19 protein-coding genes are annotated in these 16,823 nt (G+C 66.2%); 8 read left to right on the top strand and 11 right to left on the bottom strand.

All coding sequences use genetic code 11. From position 1 onward, the window contains the following. Positions 1-41 precede the first annotated feature (41 nt). The 3 genes from rpoZ to AC3B6A_RS26580 all read right to left on the bottom strand — a co-directional run bounded on the left by rpoZ (position 42) and on the right by AC3B6A_RS26580 (position 1,935). A complete protein-coding gene (rpoZ, locus tag AC3B6A_RS26590) occupies positions 42-308 on the bottom strand; it encodes a DNA-directed RNA polymerase subunit omega (RefSeq protein WP_488400085.1) in 267 nt (88 codons plus the stop codon). A gap of 100 nt (positions 309-408) precedes the next feature. After that, the gene (gene gmk / locus AC3B6A_RS26585; RefSeq protein WP_488400084.1) at positions 409-1,020 is read right to left on the bottom strand and encodes a guanylate kinase; all 612 of its coding nucleotides are present in this window, start codon (positions 1,018-1,020) and stop codon (positions 409-411) included. A 51-nt stretch (positions 1,021-1,071) separates the two neighbouring features. After that, positions 1,072-1,935, bottom strand: a complete 864-nt coding sequence (locus AC3B6A_RS26580; RefSeq protein WP_488400082.1) for a YicC/YloC family endoribonuclease — start codon at positions 1,933-1,935, stop codon at positions 1,072-1,074. 166 nt (positions 1,936-2,101) lie between these two features. Between AC3B6A_RS26580 and rph the strand changes: the two genes are divergently transcribed. After that, the gene (rph, locus tag AC3B6A_RS26575) at positions 2,102-2,821 is read left to right on the top strand and encodes a ribonuclease PH (RefSeq protein ID WP_416751264.1); all 720 of its coding nucleotides are present in this window, start codon (positions 2,102-2,104) and stop codon (positions 2,819-2,821) included. 35 nt (positions 2,822-2,856) lie between these two features. Continuing rightward, a complete protein-coding gene (locus AC3B6A_RS26570; protein ID WP_488400080.1) occupies positions 2,857-3,228 on the top strand; it encodes a DUF4870 domain-containing protein in 372 nt (123 codons plus the stop codon). Between the two features lie 73 nt (positions 3,229-3,301). Here AC3B6A_RS26570 and crc read toward each other — a convergent pair whose 3' ends face one another. Next, positions 3,302-4,081 carry a catabolite repression control protein Crc gene (crc, locus tag AC3B6A_RS26565; protein WP_488400079.1) on the bottom strand — a complete coding sequence of 260 codons (780 nt, stop codon included), beginning with the start codon at positions 4,079-4,081 and terminating at the stop codon, positions 3,302-3,304. Positions 4,082-4,162: 81 nt separating this feature from the next. Between crc and pyrE the strand changes: the two genes are divergently transcribed. Beyond that, positions 4,163-4,804: an orotate phosphoribosyltransferase gene (gene pyrE / locus AC3B6A_RS26560; RefSeq protein ID WP_488400078.1), complete on the top strand. Its 642-nt coding sequence runs from the start codon at positions 4,163-4,165 to the stop codon at positions 4,802-4,804. A 56-nt stretch (positions 4,805-4,860) separates the two neighbouring features. Beyond that, positions 4,861-5,448, top strand: coding sequence for a DUF4124 domain-containing protein (locus tag AC3B6A_RS26555; protein ID WP_488400077.1), 588 nt, complete (start codon positions 4,861-4,863; stop codon positions 5,446-5,448). A 10-nt stretch (positions 5,449-5,458) separates the two neighbouring features. Here AC3B6A_RS26555 and AC3B6A_RS26550 read toward each other — a convergent pair whose 3' ends face one another. The 5 genes from AC3B6A_RS26550 to coaBC form a co-directional block, all read right to left on the bottom strand. Continuing rightward, positions 5,459-5,905 carry an acyl-CoA thioesterase gene (locus tag AC3B6A_RS26550; RefSeq protein WP_488400076.1) on the bottom strand — a complete coding sequence of 149 codons (447 nt, stop codon included), beginning with the start codon at positions 5,903-5,905 and terminating at the stop codon, positions 5,459-5,461. 102 nt (positions 5,906-6,007) lie between these two features. Further along, positions 6,008-6,913, bottom strand: coding sequence for an acetylglutamate kinase (argB, locus tag AC3B6A_RS26545; RefSeq protein WP_488400075.1), 906 nt, complete (start codon positions 6,911-6,913; stop codon positions 6,008-6,010). 26 nt (positions 6,914-6,939) lie between these two features. Continuing rightward, on the bottom strand, positions 6,940-8,331 hold the full coding sequence (algC, locus tag AC3B6A_RS26540) for a phosphomannomutase/phosphoglucomutase (RefSeq protein ID WP_488403726.1): 1,392 nt from the start codon (positions 8,329-8,331) through the stop codon (positions 6,940-6,942). Positions 8,332-9,595: 1,264 nt separating this feature from the next. Further along, entirely contained in the window at positions 9,596-10,051 is a 456-nt protein-coding gene (dut, locus tag AC3B6A_RS26535) for a dUTP diphosphatase (protein WP_488400074.1), read from the bottom strand. Positions 10,052-10,058: 7 nt separating this feature from the next. Further along, positions 10,059-11,267: a bifunctional phosphopantothenoylcysteine decarboxylase/phosphopantothenate--cysteine ligase CoaBC gene (gene coaBC / locus AC3B6A_RS26530; RefSeq protein WP_488400073.1), complete on the bottom strand. Its 1,209-nt coding sequence runs from the start codon at positions 11,265-11,267 to the stop codon at positions 10,059-10,061. Positions 11,268-11,408: 141 nt separating this feature from the next. Between coaBC and radC the strand changes: the two genes are divergently transcribed. Continuing rightward, on the top strand, positions 11,409-12,083 hold the full coding sequence (gene radC, locus AC3B6A_RS26525; RefSeq protein WP_488400072.1) for a RadC family protein: 675 nt from the start codon (positions 11,409-11,411) through the stop codon (positions 12,081-12,083). A gap of 40 nt (positions 12,084-12,123) precedes the next feature. Here radC and AC3B6A_RS26520 read toward each other — a convergent pair whose 3' ends face one another. Next, the gene (locus AC3B6A_RS26520) at positions 12,124-13,695 is read right to left on the bottom strand and encodes an ABC transporter substrate-binding protein (protein WP_488400071.1); all 1,572 of its coding nucleotides are present in this window, start codon (positions 13,693-13,695) and stop codon (positions 12,124-12,126) included. Between the two features lie 365 nt (positions 13,696-14,060). On the opposite strand from AC3B6A_RS26520, the gene rpmB reads away from it, so the two are divergent. Then, on the top strand, positions 14,061-14,297 hold the full coding sequence (gene rpmB / locus AC3B6A_RS26515; protein WP_009614118.1) for a 50S ribosomal protein L28: 237 nt from the start codon (positions 14,061-14,063) through the stop codon (positions 14,295-14,297). Between the two features lie 11 nt (positions 14,298-14,308). Further along, positions 14,309-14,464 (top strand): 50S ribosomal protein L33, encoded by a 156-nt coding sequence (rpmG, locus tag AC3B6A_RS26510; RefSeq protein ID WP_488400070.1) that lies wholly within the window; start codon positions 14,309-14,311, stop codon positions 14,462-14,464. A gap of 128 nt (positions 14,465-14,592) precedes the next feature. On the opposite strand, the gene AC3B6A_RS26505 is transcribed toward rpmG, so the two are convergent. Beyond that, positions 14,593-14,955: a cupin domain-containing protein gene (locus tag AC3B6A_RS26505; RefSeq protein ID WP_488403725.1), complete on the bottom strand. Its 363-nt coding sequence runs from the start codon at positions 14,953-14,955 to the stop codon at positions 14,593-14,595. 301 nt (positions 14,956-15,256) lie between these two features. Between AC3B6A_RS26505 and AC3B6A_RS26500 the strand changes: the two genes are divergently transcribed. Next, complete coding sequence (locus tag AC3B6A_RS26500) at positions 15,257-16,750, top strand: aldehyde dehydrogenase (RefSeq protein WP_488400069.1); 1,494 nt, start codon at positions 15,257-15,259, stop codon at positions 16,748-16,750. Positions 16,751-16,823: the final 73 nt, after the last annotated feature.

Here is a 16,823-nt window from a genome sequence, read left to right as displayed (position 1 = left end):
CAGAACGTCGCGGCGCGCCTTTTCGTCGGCCCGACATCGACTTACAGGGCCTCGTTGTTGGCCTCGTCTTCGAATGCAGCGAACAGCGGCTCTTCTTCAACCACGTCCTCCTGCTGAACGATTTCAGCATCCACCAGACCGGAAGCGATCTCGCGCAGAGCGACCACGGTGGGCTTGTCGTTTTCCCACGGCACCTTGGGCTCCTTGCCGCCGGTGGCCAGTTGGCGCGAACGCTTGGTGGCGAGCATGACCAGCTCGAAACGGTTATCGACGTTGTCCAGGCAGTCTTCAACGGTGACGCGGGCCATGGTGTTCCTCGTTACGAAAATGAATGCCCGGAAAATACCGGGCGGACTGAATAGTCTAAAAAATCGCCAATCTTTATGGAAGAGCCTTCGCGCTTCCCATTCAGGCCAGCAATTGTTGCAGCAGTTCGGTATGGCGCTGCTGCTGGGCGTCCTGGCGCAGCTGGCGGGCACGGAAGATCGCCTTGAGGTCCTCCAGCGCGTGGGCGAAGTCGTCGTTGATCACCAGGTGATCGTACTCGACGTAGTGGCTCATCTCGCTGACGGCTTCGAGCATGCGCCGCTCGATCACCTCGTCGGCGTCCTGGCCGCGGTTGGTCAGGCGCTGGCGCAGGGCTTCCTGGCTCGGCGGCAGGATGAAGATCGACTGCGCCTGGGGCATCAGCCGGCGCACCTGCTGGGCGCCCTGCCAGTCGATCTCGAGGATCAGGTCGAGGCCTTCCTTGAGGGTCTTCTCCACCCAGCGCTGCGAGGTGCCGTAGAGGTTGCCGAAGACTTCCGCGTGCTCGAGGAACTCGTCGCGTTCGAGCATGGCGGTGAAGGTGTCGCGTGCGACGAAGTGGTAGTTCACCCCGTCCACTTCGCCCGGGCGCATGCCGCGGGTGGTGTGGGAGACGGAGACGCGCACGGCGGGCATGGCGTCGAGCAGCGCCTTGACCAGGCTGGTCTTGCCGGCGCCGGACGGAGCGGAAACGATGTACAGGGTGCCGGACATGGCGCTTTCCTGGAGTTGCGGTTGACGGTTGGTAGCCGGGAAACGCCCGGTTTACTCGATATTCTGGACCTGCTCGCGCATCTGCTCGATCAGCACCTTGAGGTTGACCGCGGCCTGGGTGGAGCGCGGGTCGAAGGCCTTGGAGCCCAGGGTGTTGGCCTCGCGGTTGAGCTCCTGCATCAGGAAATCCAGGCGGCGCCCGGCCGCGCCGCCGGCCTTGAGCACGCGGCGCACTTCGGTGACGTGGGTGGTCAGGCGGTCGAGTTCCTCGGCGACGTCGCTCTTCTGCGCCAGCAGGACCATTTCCTGCTCCAGGCGCTGCGGGTCGAGCTCGGCCTTCATCTCGGCGAAGCGGTCGAGGATCTTCTGGCGCTGGTTGGCCAGCATTTCCGGCACCAGCTGGCGCAGGCTGGCGACTTCTTCGAGCATCGAGGCCAGGCGTTCGTCGATCAGCTTCGCAAGCTCCGCGCCTTCGCGGGCGCGGCCGGCCTTGAGGTCATCGAGGGCCTGGTTGAACGCGGCCATGGCGGCGGCGTTGAGCGCCTGCGGATCGGCGGCGTCGGCCACCAGCACGCCCGGCCAGGCGAGTACGGCCAGCGGGTCGAGCGGCGCGGGCTGGCGGATCAGGCCGGCGACGGTCTCGGCGGCGGCGACCAGTTGCGCGGCGCGCTCGCGGTCGACCTGCAGCGGCTTGCCGGCGTTTTCCTCGATGAAGCGCAGGGTGCACTCGACCTTGCCGCGCGACAGGCCCTGGCGCAGCGCCTCGCGCACCGCGCCTTCGAGGTCGCGGAAGGCTTCGGGCAGGCGCAGGTTGGGTTCGAGGTAGCGGTGGTTGACCGAGCGCAGCTCCCAGCTGAGCGTTCCATGGGTCCCGGCCCGCTCTACGCGGGCGAAGGCGGTCATGCTGTGCACCATGGAGCTACCTCGCTGAAGTCTGGAGAAAACGCCCGACAAGTCGTCGGAAACCGGTAATTGTACCCCAGCGTGGCGCGCAGCCGCACGCCGGCGGTGGTTGCGCCCGTCCGCTGGCCTCTATAATGGCGGACATTCCCCCGCCAGCAACTCTGTACAGGATGCCTCGATGAACCGTCCCAGTGGCCGCGCCGCCGACCAACTGCGCCCGATCCGTATCACCCGCCATTACACCAAGCACGCCGAGGGTTCCGTGCTGGTCGAGTTCGGCGACACCAAGGTGATCTGCACCGTCAGCGCCGAATCCGGTGTGCCGCGCTTCCTCAAGGGCCAGGGCCAGGGCTGGCTGACCGCCGAATACGGCATGCTGCCGCGCTCCACCGGCGAGCGTAACCAGCGCGAGGCCGCGCGCGGCAAGCAGGGTGGCCGCACCCTGGAAATCCAGCGCCTGATCGGCCGCTCCCTGCGCGCCGCGCTGGACCTCTCCAAGCTCGGCGAGAACACCCTGTACATCGACTGCGATGTGATCCAGGCCGACGGCGGCACCCGCACCGCGTCCATCACCGGCGCCACCGTGGCGCTGATCGATGCGCTGGCCGTGCTGAAGAAGCGCGGCGCGCTCAAGGGCAACCCGCTCAAGCAGATGGTCGCCGCGGTTTCCGTGGGCATGTACCAGGGCGAGCCGGTGCTGGACCTGGACTACCTGGAAGACTCCGCCGCCGAGACCGACCTGAACGTGGTCATGACCGATGCCGGCGGCTTCATCGAAGTCCAGGGCACCGCCGAGGGCGTGCCCTTCCAGCCGGCCGAGCTGAATGCCATGCTGGAGCTGGCGCAGCAGGGGCTGCGCGAACTGTTCGAACTGCAGCGCGCCGCGCTGGCCGACTGAGCCGACGGGCGGCGTGCCCGACAAGGAGCGAGAGGATGAGCGAGGAACTGCCGGTACAACACAGCGAACCGAGCCGGGAAGCCCGGCAATGGGCGATGTTCTGTCACTTCGCGGCGTTCTTGTGCCTCGTCTTCCCCTTCGGCAACCTGATCGGACCGCTGATCGTCTGGCAGATCAAGCGCGAGTCGGACCCCTTCGTGGACCGGCAGGGCAAGGAGGCGATGAACTTCCAGATCACCGTGACCCTGGCGATCGCGCTCAGCTGCCTGCTGATGCTGGTGGTGGTCGGCTTCTTCCTGCTGGGGCTGGTGAGCATCGGCGCGCTGGTGCTGGTCATCATCGCCGGGATCAAGGCCAACGAGGGGGTCGAATACCGCTACCCCTTCACCTGGCGTCCGATCAAGTAGCCGTACCGCGGACATGAAAAAGCCGGCTCGAAGCCGGCTTTTTTCTGTCCGCCTCGCGGCGGTACGGGCGGACTCAGATGCTCAGCGTCCAGTCGTAGTCCACGATCAGCGGCGCATGCTGGGAGAAGCGCGGCTGGCGTGGCAGCTTGGCGCTGCGCACGAAGCGGCGCAGGCCCGGGGTCAGCACCTGGTAGTCGAAGCGCCAGCCCAGGTTGAGCATCTCGGCCTGTTCGCTGTCCGGCCACCAGCTGTACTGGTCGCCTTCGCGATTGACCTCGCGCAGGGCGTCGACGTAACCCATGGTGCCGAACACTTCATCCATCCAGCCGCGCTCCGGCGCCATGAAGCCGGGCATCTGCTGGCATTCGCGCCAGTTCTTCACATCCAGCTTCTGGTGCGCGACGTACAGCGAGCCGCAATAGATGTATTCGCGGCGCTTGCGGCGCTGCTTGTTCAGGTACTGGGCGAAATCGTCCATGAACTTGAACTTGTGGTTCAGGTTCTCGTCCCCTTCCTGCCCGGTAGGCAGCAGGAGAGTGGCAATACTCACCTTATCGAAATCGGCTTGCAGGTAGCGCCCGTAACGATCGGCCATCTCGAAGCCCAGCCCGCTTATGACGGCCTTGGGTTGCAGACGGCTATAGATTGCGACGCCACCCTGGGTGGGCACTTCGGCATCGCAGGCGTACAGGAAGTAGCCGTCCAGTTGGTAGGACGGGTCATCCAGATCGAAAGCGGAGGCGCGGGTATCCTGCAAGCAGATCACGTCGGCATTCTGGGCTTGCAGCCAACTGAGCAATCCACGCTCGGCTGCAGCCTGAATACCATTCACGTTCACACTGATGATCCGCATAAATGGCCCCCAAAATCACGTGTGTGTATGATACCCGAGCTCAAACGGTTTAGCTAAATTCATACCGGCCGGTTCTCTCCCATGCAGGCATATCAACGCGATTTCATCCGCTTCGCCATCGAGCGCGGCGTACTGCGCTTCGGCGAATTCACTCTCAAGTCCGGGCGCACCAGTCCGTACTTCTTCAATGCCGGGTTGTTCAATACCGGCGCTGCGCTGTCCCAGCTGGGGCGTTTCTATGCCAGCGCGGTGGTCGACAGCGGCATTTCCTTCGACGTGCTGTTCGGCCCGGCCTATAAAGGCATCCCGCTGGCAGCCGCCACGGCGATCGCCCTGGCCGAGCAGCATGGCCGCGACCTGCCCTGGTGCTTCAACCGCAAGGAAGCCAAGGACCACGGCGAGGGCGGCACGCTGGTCGGCGCTGCGCTCAGCGGGCGCGCGCTGATCATCGACGACGTGATCACCGCCGGCACCGCCATCCGCGAAGTCATGCAGATCATCGACGCCCAGGGTGCCCAGGCAGCCGGCGTGCTGATCGCGCTGAACCGCCAGGAGCGCGGCAAGGGCGATCTGTCGGCGATCCAGGAGGTCGAGCGCGACTTTTCGATCCCGGTCGTCAGTATTGTGTCGCTGGAGCAAGTGCTGGAATATCTCGCCGGTGATGCACAGCTGAAACAGCATCTGGCCGCTGTCGAGGCGTATCGCGCGCAATACGGTATCTAACACGCAACAAGGTGTCGGGCATGGCCGAGCAGGGTGCTTTCCGCAATAGGGTATTGATGGGGCTACTGGGGGCCATGCTCGCGGGCCAGGCGCTGGCCGCCGGACAGCCCGGCGGTCCGGTCGAGATGTACCGCTACACCGACGACAAGGGCGGGACCGTCATCGACCGTCTGGGCGTGCCGTCGGAGTACATCGGCAAAGGCTACGAGGTGCTCAACGACCAGGGGCGGGTGATCCGCGTGGTGCCGCCGGCGCCGACGGCTGCCGAGATCGAGCAGCGCAAGGTCGATGCCGCGCGCGCCAGCGCCGATGCGCAACTGCTGCGCCTGTACACCGGCGTGACCGATGTGGACCGTGCGCGTGACCGCAAGCTGACGGAACTGGATGCCCTGAGCAGCGTGACCAAGGGCAACCTGCAGGCGCTCAAGACCCAGCAGGCCGGCCTGCAGGCCCGTGCCGCCGACCAGGAGCGCGCCGGTCGCCAGGTGCCCGCTGACCTGGTGGCCCAGCTGTCCAACCTGCGCGACGAAGAGAAGCGCCTGGTGCAGGACATCGGCCGCTATCGGCAACTGCGCGAGCAGGCCATCACGAGTTTCGCCGCTGACCGCGCGCGCGTGGCGCAATTGCTCGGCGATTCCCACTGAGCCTTGCGGCTCACTGCTCCGGCGAACGCCTTTCGAATTCGTTGATCTTCCCCCGCAGCCAGTCCGGCAAGGGCTGGCTCGTCCGGTCTGCGCCGGCATAGACGTAGATCAGCTCGCCCAGCGTCAGCAACTGCTCGTCGCACCAGATCGCCAGCTGGAAGCTCAGGCTGCTGCGCCCCAGGCGGCTCACCCGCACGCCCAGCTCCAGCCAGTCGTCGAAGCGTGCCGGCGCCAGGTATTCCAGGGTGGTCTTCACCGCGAACAGATCGCCGCCGCCGCGCAGCAGGTCGGCTGGATAGTTCATGCCCAGGTGGCGGTAGTACTCTGTGGTGGCGACGTCGGCGTAGGTCAGGTAGTTGCCGTTGAAGACGATCCCTTGCGGATCGACCTCCGACCAGCGCACGCGCAGGCCGTGGAAGAAGCTGAAGTCATTGCGGGAAACGGGAGACGCGGCCATGCGGAACTCCGTAGGAAGCGGTTCAAGGCCTCGCCTTCGACGAGAGCTTGAGCCGCTTCTGGGAAAAACACCCGCGAGGATCGCTCCTGGCGGGTGTCTCGATCAGCGCTGCTTGCGGTTGGTGATCAGGGTACCGACGCCGCTGTCGGTGAAGATCTCCAGCAGCACGGCGTTGGGCACGCGGCCATCGATGATGTGCGCGCTGGTCACCCCGCCCTGCACCGCTTCCAGGGCGCAGCGGATCTTCGGCAGCATGCCGCCGTAGATGGTGCCGTCGGCGATCAGCTCGTTGACCTGCTCGGTGGTCAGGCCGGTGAGGACCTGGCCCTGCTTGTCCATCAGGCCGGCGATGTTGGTCAGCAGCATCAGCTTCTCGGCCTTCAGCGCCTCGGCCACCTTGCCGGCCACCAGGTCGGCGTTGATGTTGTAGGACTCGCCGTTGGCGCCCACGCCGATCGGCGCGATGACCGGGATGAAGTCGCCCTTCACCAGCATGTTCAGCAGCTCGACGTTGACCCCGGTGACTTCGCCCACATGGCCGATGTCGATGATTTCCGGCTTGGTCATCTCCGGCGTCTGGCGGGTGACGGTGAGCTTCTTCGCGCGGATCAGCTCGGCGTCCTTGCCGGTCAGGCCGATGGCGCTGCCGCCATGGCGGTTGATCAGGTTGACGATGTCCTTGTTCACCTGGCCGCCGAGGACCATCTCCACCACGTCCATGGTCTGCGCGTCGGTGACGCGCATGCCATCGATGAAGTGGCTCTCGATCGACAGGCGCTTGAGCAGGTCGCCGATCTGCGGCCCGCCACCATGAACCACCACCGGGTTGATGCCGACGGCTTTCATCAGCACCACGTCGCGGGCGAAGCTGTTCTTCAGCTCGTCCGTTTCCATGGCGTTGCCGCCGTACTTGATCACCAGCGTCTTGCCGACGAAACGGCGGATGTAGGGCAGGGCTTCGGCAAGGACGCGGGCAACCTGGGCGGCGTCATCGCGGCTCTGGGTCATGGTGGGCTCCGGCATAGTGCTACAGGTCAAAAGGGCAGGCTGAGGGCGGGATCGACCGCTTTCAGCTGGGTGCGGAACACGTCCTTGATGCGTTCCAGTTCTTCCTGGGAATCCGCCTCGAAACGCAGCACCAGCACCGGGGTGGTGTTGGAGGCGCGTACCAGGCCCCAGCCTTTGGGGTAATCCACGCGCACGCCGTCGAGGGTGGTGAGGTTGGCTTCACCCCACTGGCCGCGGGCCTGCAGCGCTTCGATCAGGGCGAACTTGCCCTCGTCGGTGACGGTGATGTTGATTTCCGGGGTGGAGATGTCCATTGGGAAGGCGGCGAACACGCGTTCGGCGTCGCGCTTGTCCTGGCTGATGATTTCCAGCAGGCGCGCGGCGCTGTAGATGCCGTCGTCGAAGCCGAACCAGCGCTCCTTGAAGAAGATGTGGCCGCTCATCTCGCCGGCGAGCAGGGCGCCGGTTTCCTTCATCTTCTTCTTGATCAGCGAGTGGCCGGTCTTCCACATCACCGGGCGGCCGCCGTAGCCGCTGATCAGGGAGATCAGGCGGCGGGTGCATTTGACGTCGAAGATGATGTCGGCGCCCGGATTGCGCGAGACCACGTCCTTGGCGAACAGCATCAGCAGGCGGTCCGGGTAGATGATGGTGCCTTCGTTGGTCACCACGCCCACGCGGTCGCCGTCGCCGTCGAAGGCCAGGCCCAGGTCGGCGCCGGTCTCTTTCACCTTGGCGATCAGGTCTTCCAGGTTCTCCGGCTTGCCCGGGTCCGGGTGGTGGTTGGGGAAGGTGCCGTCGACGTCGCAGTACAGCGGGATCACGCTGCAGCCCAGGGCTTCGATCAGTTGCGGGGCGATCACCCCGGCCACGCCGTTGCCGCAGTCCACCACCACCTTCAGCGGCTTGGCCAGGGCGATGTCGTCGCGGATCTGCTGGAAGTAGCGCGGCAGGATGTCGAGCTGCTGCGCGCTGCCCACGCCGGTGGCCAGGTCGTTGCTCTCGATGCGCTGGCGCAGGGCCTGGATCTGCTCGTTGGCCAGGGTTTCGCCGGCGATGACGATCTTGAAGCCGTTGTAGTCCGGCGGGTTGTGGCTGCCGGTGAGCATCACGCCCGACTTGCCTTCCAGCACGTTGGCCGCGTAGTACAGCACGGGCGTGGGCACCATGCCGATGTCGGTGACGTTGCAGCCGCAATCGAGCAGGCCCTGGATCAGGTGCTGCACCAGTTCGGGGCCGGACAGGCGGCCGTCGCGGCCGACGCTGACGTTCGGCTCGCCGCGCGCCAGGCTCTCGGAACCGATGGCGCGGCCCACCCAGTAGGCGGTCTCGGCGGTCAGGGTATCGCCGACCACGCCGCGGATATCGTAGGCGCGGAAGATGCTGGCGGGCAGTTGCGGGGCTTTAGGCGTGCTCATAGCGGTGGTTTGCTCCAATCCCAGGAGGTCCTGGTCTTCATCAAGTATGTCGATATCCAGAATATCGGTGTTCTGGAACAACGGATCGACCAATGGCTTCTCGGCGGCAGCCGGGGCGCGCGCCGCGCCGGCCTCGGGGGCCGGACGGGCGGGGGCATCGGGGCTGCTGGCGCCGGGGGGTTCGGCCTTGCGACGTGGTTGGCGGGCCAGCGCCTGAGCCACCGCCTGCAGACTCGGCAGGCTCAGCTCAGGGACTTTGGCAGTGCGTTGGCCGGCGAGTTCCTGAGCGAACTGGCCGAGGGCCTGGGCGTCCCTGGTCACGCGGCGCTGCAGGCCGCTCTGCGCCAGGTACACGCCGAACAGCGCGCCGACCAGCGCGAGCAGGCCGGCGAGGCCCAGCAGCGCGGGGGAATACAGCGGGGCGACCAGGGCCGGGCCGGCGGTGAAGTCGAGCTTCCAGTTCGGATTGCCGCTGCTCAGCGCTTGCGCCTGCTCGTCGGCGGCCTGGCCGGACTGCAGCAGCACCTGCGCCGGCGAATTGCCGAACTGCTGTGCCAGACGCAGCTGGCCGATATCGGCGGGCATCGGCGGCAGGCCGTTCAGCAGGCGCTGCAGGTCGACCACCAGCAGCAGGCTGCCCTGGATCGAGTTGTCCGCGGCGCGCAGCGCGGTGGCGCTGTACACCAGCCAGCGCTGGCCGACCTTGTAGGCCTCCGGGGCGACGCTCTGGCCGCCCTCGACGCGGTGCAGCATGTCCAGCGCCGCGTAGTTCAGCGGGCCGGGACGTTGTGTGTCCTGCACGGCCTGGCCGTTGGCGTTCAGGTGGACATCCACCAGGCCGTCCAGGTGCCATTGCGCGAGGGTCTTCTCCAGCGCGGCGATGCGGGCCGGGTCGTTGCTCTGCAGGGTCGGCAGCAGCTCCGGGTTGCCGGCGATGGTGCGGTTGTCGGCGGCCAGCTGGTTCAGCGACTGGTGCAGGGCGCCGGCCTGGCCTTCCGCCCAGGCGTTGGCCAGCTGCTGCCGGTGAACCTGCTCGGCGCTGCCGAACAGGCTGAAGCAGAGCAGCGCGCCGGCGGCGGCAACGCCGGCCACGGCGGCGGCGATCGCGGGCGCCAGGGGCTTCAGGTCGGTCTTCGCGGCGGTGGGCACGCGCTTGGTTGCCTTGCCGGCCGGCACGATGTCCGACAGGTCAGCTGCGTCCTTGGCGGTGCGTTGGAAAAGTTTCATGCAACGTCTCCTCGGCGATTCATCCTGAAATGAGCGATCAGTGGCTGCCCGAATGTCCGAAGCCGCCGGCGCCGCGCTGGGTTTCGTCGAAGCTTTCGACCAGCTCGAAATGCGCCTGCACCACCGGCACCAGCACCAGTTGGGCGATGCGTTCGCCGACGGCGATGTTGAAGGCGGTCTGGCCGCGGTTCCAGCAGGACACCATCAGCTCGCCCTGGTAGTCCGAGTCGATCAGGCCGACCAGGTTGCCCAGCACGATGCCGTGCTTATGGCCCAGGCCGGAGCGCGGCAGGATCAGCGCGGCCAGGCCGGGATCGGCCACGTAGATCGACAGGCCGGTGGGGATCAGCACGGTCTGGCCCGGTTCGAGGAGCAGGTCCTCCTTGAGCATGGCGCGCAGGTCGAGGCCGGCGGAACCCGGGGTGGCGTACTGCGGCAGCGGGAATTCGCTACCCAGGCGGGAGTCGAGGATCTTGGCTTGCAGAGAGTGCATTGAGTTCTCAGTGTCGTTTGGTGCGGTCAGCGATGAAGGCGATCAACTGGCGGGCGATCTTGCCCTTGCTGGTCTGGGCGAACGCAGTTTCGTGCAGCTCGCGGTCGATGACCGTGATGGCGTTCTCTTCGCTGTTGAAGCCGATCGACGGATTCGCCACGTCGTTGGCCACGATCAGGTCGAGATTCTTGTCCTTGAGCTTGCGCGCGGCGTACGCGAGCAGGTTCTCGGTCTCGGCGGCGAAGCCGACGCTGAACGGGCGGTCGCTGCGCTGCGCGAGGGTGGCGAGGATGTCGGGATTGCGCACCAGCTGCAAGAGCAGGCCGTCACCCTTGGTGGGGTCCTTCTTGAGCTTCTGCGCGGCGACCACTTCCGGGCGGTAGTCGGCCACGGCGGCGGCGGCGATCAGGATGTCCGCCGGCATCGCGGCCTCGCAGGCGGCGAGCATGTCGCAGGCGCTGACCACGTCGACGCGGTTGACCCGGTCCGGGGTCGGCAGGTGCACCGGGCCGGTCACCAGGGTGACGCGGGCGCCGGCCTCGGCCGCGGCCTCGGCCAGGGCGAAGCCCATCTTGCCGGAGCTGTGGTTGGTGATGTAACGCACCGGGTCGATGTTTTCCTGGGTCGGGCCGGCGGTGATCAGTACGTGCCGGCCGGTCAGGTCCTTGACTTCGAAGCAGTCGGCGGCGCGTTGCGCCAGTTCCTCGGCTTCCAGCATGCGCCCCGGGCCGACATCGCCGCAGGCCTGGCTGCCGGCGGCAGGGCCGAAGAAATGCAGGCCGCGCGAACGCAGCAGCTCGGCGTTGACCTGGGTGGCCGGGTCGCGCCACATGGCCTGGTTCATCGCCGGGGCGAGGGCGATCTGCGCATCGGTGGCGAGCACCAGGGTGGTCAGCAGGTCGTTGGCGATGCCCTGCGCCAGGCGCGCCATCAGGTCGGCGGTGGCGGGGGCGATCAGCACCAGGTCGGCCCAGCGGGCCAGCTCGATATGGCCCATGGCCGCTTCGGCGGCGGGGTCGAGCAGGTCCAGGTGCACCGGATGGCCGGACAGCGCCTGGAGGGTGAGGGGGGTGATGAATTCGCGGCCGCCGTGGGTCATCACGACTCGCACCTCGGCACCCTGGTCGCGCAGGCGGCGAACCAGTTCGGCGCTCTTGTAGGCCGCGATGCCGCCGCCGACGCCCAGGACGATGCGTTTACGATAGAGCCGCTGCATAGGTCGCCTTGATTTACGGAAATGGATGACGCGCGCTGAGGCCGGCGACGCCTCCCCAGGCCTCCGGCTGCGCGAAGCGAGGGGGCTAAGATAGCACAGCGCCCGCATGGGAACAGCGGGCCGGCCTGACTGGGAGGTCCTGTGAGCATTCGTGATTGGCCCGCGGCGGAACGCCCGCGGGAAAGACTCCTCGAACGGGGAGCGGCGAGCCTGAGCGACGCCGAACTGCTGGCCATCTTCCTGCGTACCGGCGTGGCCGGTTGCAGCGCCGTCGACCTGGCGCGGCGGCTGCTGGGCGAGTTCGGCAGCCTGCGCGCCCTGCTGGAAGCCGACCTGGATTCCTTCTGCAGCCACCTGGGCCTGGGCGTGGCCAAGTACGTGCAGCTGCAGGCGGTGCTGGAAATCGCCCGGCGCCACCTCGCCGAGCAGCTCAGCCGCGACTCGGCGCTGGAAAGCCCGCAGGCCGTGCGCGACTTCCTCAAGGCGCGGCTGCGCCATGAGCCCCACGAGGTGTTCGCCTGCCTGTTCATGGACAACCGCCATCGGGTGCTGGGCTTCGAGGTGCTGTTCCGCGGCTCCATCGACAGCGCCAGCGTCTACCCCCGGCAGATCGTCAAGCGCGCGCTGGCGCACAATGCGGCGGCGCTGATCCTCACCCACAACCATCCGTCCGGCATCTGCGAGCCGAGCCAGTCCGACCGCGTGCTGACCCGGCGCGTCATCGATGCGCTGGCGCTGATCGACGTGCGGGTGCTCGATCACTTCATCGTCGGCGACGGCGAACCGCAATCAATGGCCGAGCTCGGGATGCTCTGAGACGCGCCGCTGGATATCGCGCAGCAGGCGGTCTAGCCGCTCAGAGTTGCACCTTGGAAAAGTCCTGGCGGCCGAACGGGTTCACCGCATAGCCCTTCACGTTCTGCCGGGTCAGGGCCGAGGCGGTCGGGTGGGCCAGTGGCAGCCACAGTGCCTGGTCGTGGATGATCTGCTGGGCCTGGTGGTACAGCTCGCTGCGTTTGCCCTGGTCGGCCACGGCCTTGCCCTGGCTGATCAGGCTGTCGAGCTTGTCGTCGCAGTAGCGGGCGAAGTTCAGCCCGGATTTCACGCTGGCGCAGGAGAATTGCGGGGTGAGGAAGTTGTCCGGGTCGCCGTTGTCGCCGGCCCAGCCCATGAACAGCAGGTCATGCTCGCCGGCCTTGGCGCGGCGGATCAGTTCGCCCCACTCGATCACGCGGATCTCGGCCTGGATGCCGATCTGCGCCAGGTCCGATTGCAGCAGCTGCGCGCCGACACTGGGGTTGGGGTTGAGCAGGCTGCCGGACGGGCGGGTCCATATCGTGGTCTTGAAGCCGTCCTTCAGCCCGGCCTCGGCCAGCAGGGCGCGCGCCTTGTCCAGGTCGCGCGGGTAGCCGGGGATGTCCTTGGCGTAGCTCCAGGTGTTGGGCGGGTAGACGCCGTCGGCGGCGATGGCGCTGCCGGCGAATACGCTCTTCAGGTAGCTGCCCTTGTCGAAGGCGAGGTTGATCGCCTGGCGCACCTTGGGGTTGTCCAGCGGCGCGTGCTGGCTGTTGATGCCGACGAAGGCGGTCATGAAGGCCGGGGTCTGCTCGACCTTGAGCTCGGCGCTTTTCGCCGCCGCCTCGACATCCAGCGGCTTGGGCGACAGGGCGATCTGGCACTCGCCGCGCTTGAGCTTCTGCAGGCGCACGCTGGCATCCGGGGTAATGGCGAACACCAGGTTATCCACAGCCGGCTTGCCGCCGAAGTACCCGGGGTTGGCGGCGTAGCGCACCACGGCGTCCTTCTGGAAGCGCTTGAAGACGAAGGGGCCGGTGCCGATCGGCTGGGCGTTGAGCTTCTCCGGGGTGCCGGCCTGCATCAGCTGGTCGGCGTATTCGGCGGAATAGATGGAGGCGAAGCCCATGCTGAGCATCGCCAGGAAGGTGGCGTCCGGGTGGTTGAGGGTGAAGCGCACATGGTGCGGGTCGACCATCTCCACGGCATTGACCAGGCTCGGCAACTGCATCGACTGGGCGTGGGGGAAGCCGCTCTGCGCCACCTTGTGCCAGGGCTGCGCCGGGTCGAGCATGCGCTGGAAGCTGAACACCACGTCGTCGGCGGTCAGCGCGCGGCTCGGCGTGAAGTAGTCGGTGTGATGGAAGGTCACGCCGTCGCGCAGCTGGAAGTCGTAGGTCAGGCCGTCAGCGGAGACCGTCCAGCTCTCGGCCAGGCTCGGCACCACTTCGCCGCGGGCGGCGTCGAAGTCCACCAGGCGGTTCATCAGCACGTCGGCCGAGGCGTTGGTGGTGGTCAGCGAGTTGTACTGGACCACGTCGAAGCCTTCGGGGCTGGCTTCGGTGCACACGCTCAGCGAGGCGGCGCTGGCGAGGGCGGGGGATAGCAGGAGGGCGAGCAGGGCGAGACGCATGACGGACTCCGTGTGAGCTGGCAAGATGCCCATCCGCGAGGCTGGGCGGGTCATGCAAGGCTGTTGGCAGCCTCGAAGGGGCTACCCTAGACCAAGCCGCCGGCTGTCACAACGATGACAGGCGACGAACGGCACGGGTGCCACGCCCCATGGGGGCTGGCGCGCAGATTCCAGAGTAGTGCCCGCCCTTGCGGCGCGAAGTGTCTTTCTGATATAAAGCTGCGCTCTTTTCTGGGGCCCTGCTCTGATCTTGCGAAGCGATCGCGGCGATGTGGCAGTTAAGACCCCGGTGAAACTGAGAATCCAATCGAGTTAAGCAGCCAACCCATGCCGGGTTTGGCATGTGGTTTACAGAGGGCTGAGCCATGTCGAGAGTTTGCCAAGTGACCGGTAAGGGTCCGGTTACCGGGAACAACATTTCCCACGCACACAACAAAACCCGCCGTCGTTTCCTGCCGAACCTGCAGCACCACCGTTTCTGGGTTGAATCCGAGAAGCGCTTCGTGCGTCTGCGCGTTTCCGCCAAAGGCATGCGTATCATCGACAAGCGTGGCATCGAGGCCGTTCTGAACGACCTGCGCGCCCGCGGCGAAAAATTCTAAGGAGCACCGTCATGCGCGAACTGATCCGTCTGGTGTCCAGCGCCGGTACCGGCCACTTCTACACCACCGACAAGAACAAGCGTACCAAGCCTGAGAAGATCGAGATCAAGAAATACGATCCGGTTGTTCGCAAGCACGTGATCTACAAGGAAGGCAAGATCAAGTAATTGGTCTGCGCCCTTGTGAAGAAACCCGCCCTGGTGGCGGGTTTTTTCTTGCCTGCGGATTCCTCTCCGGGGCGCCGCCCGCGCAGAAAAAAGCCCGCCGATCGGCGGGCTTTTTCATGGCCGGGGGATCAGGCCTTCTGTTCGAAGATCACGTAGACCTTGCGGCACGGCTCCAGCACTTCCCAGGTGCCCTGGAAGCCGGCCGGGATCACGAAGCGGTCGCCCGCGCGCACGGTCTTGGCGCCGCCGTCCGCATCGCGGATCACCGATACGCCCTGGAGGATCTCGCAGTATTCGTGCTCGGTGTAGCTGACGTTCCACTGGCCCGGCTCGCCTTCCCAGATGCCCACGTTGAACTGGCCGCAGGGGCTGGCGTAGTGGTTGCGCACGTTCTGCGCCGGGTCGCCCTTGATGATCCGCTCCGGGGCGGGGCGGTAGTGTTCCGGGGCGGTGGTGGCCTGGGCGAAATCGACGATCTGGGCGACGTTCATGGCGGTCTCGATTCTTGTGTTGTTGGCGAGAATGCGTGCGTGCACGCGCAGCGACGTTGGATATTTACTCCAGTACGGCTGTCGGAAAATCATCAGCCGACGATTCCGGGGAGTCTATGTTTAATAAAACGAACGTAGCAAGGCTGTTTTGCCGCCTAGTGTAAAAAATATTGAAAATTACCGGTCTCCGGTTTAGGGTGGCGAACAGCATGCGTTTGCCCCGCCTTGCGGAATATTTGACAGCGCGCCCGCTCGGGCGCCTGGACCTTGGATAAGTACATTAATAAGAGGACACGTTGTCATGGGTACCCTCACTCGCGCCGATTGGGAAGCTCGCGCCAAGGATCTGAAGATCGAAGGCCGCGCCTTCGTCAACGGTGAATACGTCGACGCCGCATCCGGCGCCACCTTCGATTGCATCAGCCCCGTCGATGGCCGCTTCCTGGCCAAGGTCGCCAGTTGCGACACCGCCGATGCCGAACGTGCCGTGCAGGCCGCCCGTGCCGCCTTCGACTCCGGCGTGTGGTCGCGCATGGCGCCGGCCAAGCGCAAGAAAGTGATGATCCGCTTCTCCGAGCTGCTGCTGGAGAACGCCCAGGAGCTGGCCCTGCTGGAAACCCTGGACATGGGCAAGCCGATCAGCGACGCGCTGAGCATCGACGTGAACAGCGCCGCCAACAGCCTGCGCTGGAGCGGCGAGGCGATCGACAAGATCTATGACGAAGTCGCCGCCACCGCCCACAACGAACTGGGCCTGGTCACCCGCGAGCCGGTCGGCGTGGTCGCCGCCATCGTGCCGTGGAACTTCCCCCTGCTGATGTCCTGCTGGAAGCTCGGCCCGGCGCTGACCACCGGCAACTCGGTGATCCTCAAGCCGTCCGAGAAGTCCCCGCTGACCGGTATCCGCATCGCCCAGCTGGCCATCGAGGCCGGCATCCCGAAAGGCGTGCTCAACGTCCTGCCGGGCTTCGGCCACACCGTGGGCAAGGCCCTGGCCCTGCACATGGACGTCGACACCCTGGTGTTCACCGGTTCGACCAGGATCGCCAAGCAACTGATGGTCTACGCCGGCGAATCGAACATGAAGCGCGTCTGGCTGGAAGCCGGCGGCAAGAGCCCGAACATCGTCTTCGCCGACGCCCCGGACCTGAAGGCCGCCGCCGAATCCGCCGCCGCCGCCATCGCCTTCAACCAGGGCGAAGTCTGCACCGCCGGCTCGCGCCTGCTGGTGGAGAAGTCGATCAGGGCCGAATTCGTGCCGATGGTGGTCGAGGCCATCAAGGGCTGGAAGCCGGGCAACCCGCTGGACCCGGAAACCAACGTCGGCGCGCTGGTCGACACCACCCAGATGAACAACGTGCTGAGCTACATCCAGGCCGGCCACGACGACGGCGCCAAGCTGGTGGCCGGCGGCAAGCGCGTGCTGGAAGAGACCGGCGGCACCTACGTCGAGCCGACCGTCTTCGACGGCGTGAGCAATGCCATGCGCATCGCCCGCGAGGAAATCTTCGGGCCGGTGCTGTCGGTCATCGAGTTCAGCGATGCCGAGGAAGCCGTGCGCATCGCCAACGACACCCCGTACGGTCTGGCCGCCGCGGTGTGGACCAGCGACCTGTCCAAGGCCCACCTGACCGCCAAGGCGCTGCGCGCCGGCAGCGTGTGGGTGAACCAGTACGACGGTGGCGACATGACCGCGCCGTTCGGCGGCTTCAAGCAGTCCGGCAACGGCCGCGACAAGTCGCTGCACGCCTTCGACAAATACACCGAGCTCAAGGCCACCTGGATCAAACTCTGATCCCGGGCTAGGCCAGGCCGGCCCCATCCCGGGGCCGGTACTGACAAGAGCCATACCCGCGGCCGGGTTTCCC

Source organism: Pseudomonas sp. B12(2026), from assembly GCF_057767015.1.
The sequence above is the reverse complement of the archived record's forward strand: the minus strand, read 5'-3'. Positions and strand labels throughout refer to the sequence as shown.

Coding starts and splice junctions, on each gene's coding strand:
- rpoZ (WP_488400085.1), bottom strand. CDS start 308: ATGGCCCGCGTCACCGTTGAAGACTGCCTGGACAACGTCGATAACCGT.
- gmk (WP_488400084.1), bottom strand. CDS start 1,020: ATGTCCGGCACCCTGTACATCGTTTCCGCTCCGTCCGGCGCCGGCAAG.
- AC3B6A_RS26580 (WP_488400082.1), bottom strand. CDS start 1,935: ATGGTGCACAGCATGACCGCCTTCGCCCGCGTAGAGCGGGCCGGGACC.
- rph (WP_416751264.1), top strand. CDS start 2,102: ATGAACCGTCCCAGTGGCCGCGCCGCCGACCAACTGCGCCCGATCCGT.
- AC3B6A_RS26570 (WP_488400080.1), top strand. CDS start 2,857: ATGAGCGAGGAACTGCCGGTACAACACAGCGAACCGAGCCGGGAAGCC.
- crc (WP_488400079.1), bottom strand. CDS start 4,081: ATGCGGATCATCAGTGTGAACGTGAATGGTATTCAGGCTGCAGCCGAG.
- pyrE (WP_488400078.1), top strand. CDS start 4,163: ATGCAGGCATATCAACGCGATTTCATCCGCTTCGCCATCGAGCGCGGC.
- AC3B6A_RS26555 (WP_488400077.1), top strand. CDS start 4,861: ATGGGGCTACTGGGGGCCATGCTCGCGGGCCAGGCGCTGGCCGCCGGA.
- AC3B6A_RS26550 (WP_488400076.1), bottom strand. CDS start 5,905: ATGGCCGCGTCTCCCGTTTCCCGCAATGACTTCAGCTTCTTCCACGGC.
- argB (WP_488400075.1), bottom strand. CDS start 6,913: ATGACCCAGAGCCGCGATGACGCCGCCCAGGTTGCCCGCGTCCTTGCC.
- algC (WP_488403726.1), bottom strand. CDS start 8,331: ATGAGCACGCCTAAAGCCCCGCAACTGCCCGCCAGCATCTTCCGCGCC.
- dut (WP_488400074.1), bottom strand. CDS start 10,051: ATGCACTCTCTGCAAGCCAAGATCCTCGACTCCCGCCTGGGTAGCGAA.
- coaBC (WP_488400073.1), bottom strand. CDS start 11,267: ATGCAGCGGCTCTATCGTAAACGCATCGTCCTGGGCGTCGGCGGCGGC.
- AC3B6A_RS26520 (WP_488400071.1), bottom strand. CDS start 13,695: ATGCGTCTCGCCCTGCTCGCCCTCCTGCTATCCCCCGCCCTCGCCAGC.
- rpmB (WP_009614118.1), top strand. CDS start 14,061: ATGTCGAGAGTTTGCCAAGTGACCGGTAAGGGTCCGGTTACCGGGAAC.
- rpmG (WP_488400070.1), top strand. CDS start 14,309: ATGCGCGAACTGATCCGTCTGGTGTCCAGCGCCGGTACCGGCCACTTC.
- AC3B6A_RS26505 (WP_488403725.1), bottom strand. CDS start 14,955: ATGAACGTCGCCCAGATCGTCGATTTCGCCCAGGCCACCACCGCCCCG.
- AC3B6A_RS26500 (WP_488400069.1), top strand. CDS start 15,257: ATGGGTACCCTCACTCGCGCCGATTGGGAAGCTCGCGCCAAGGATCTG.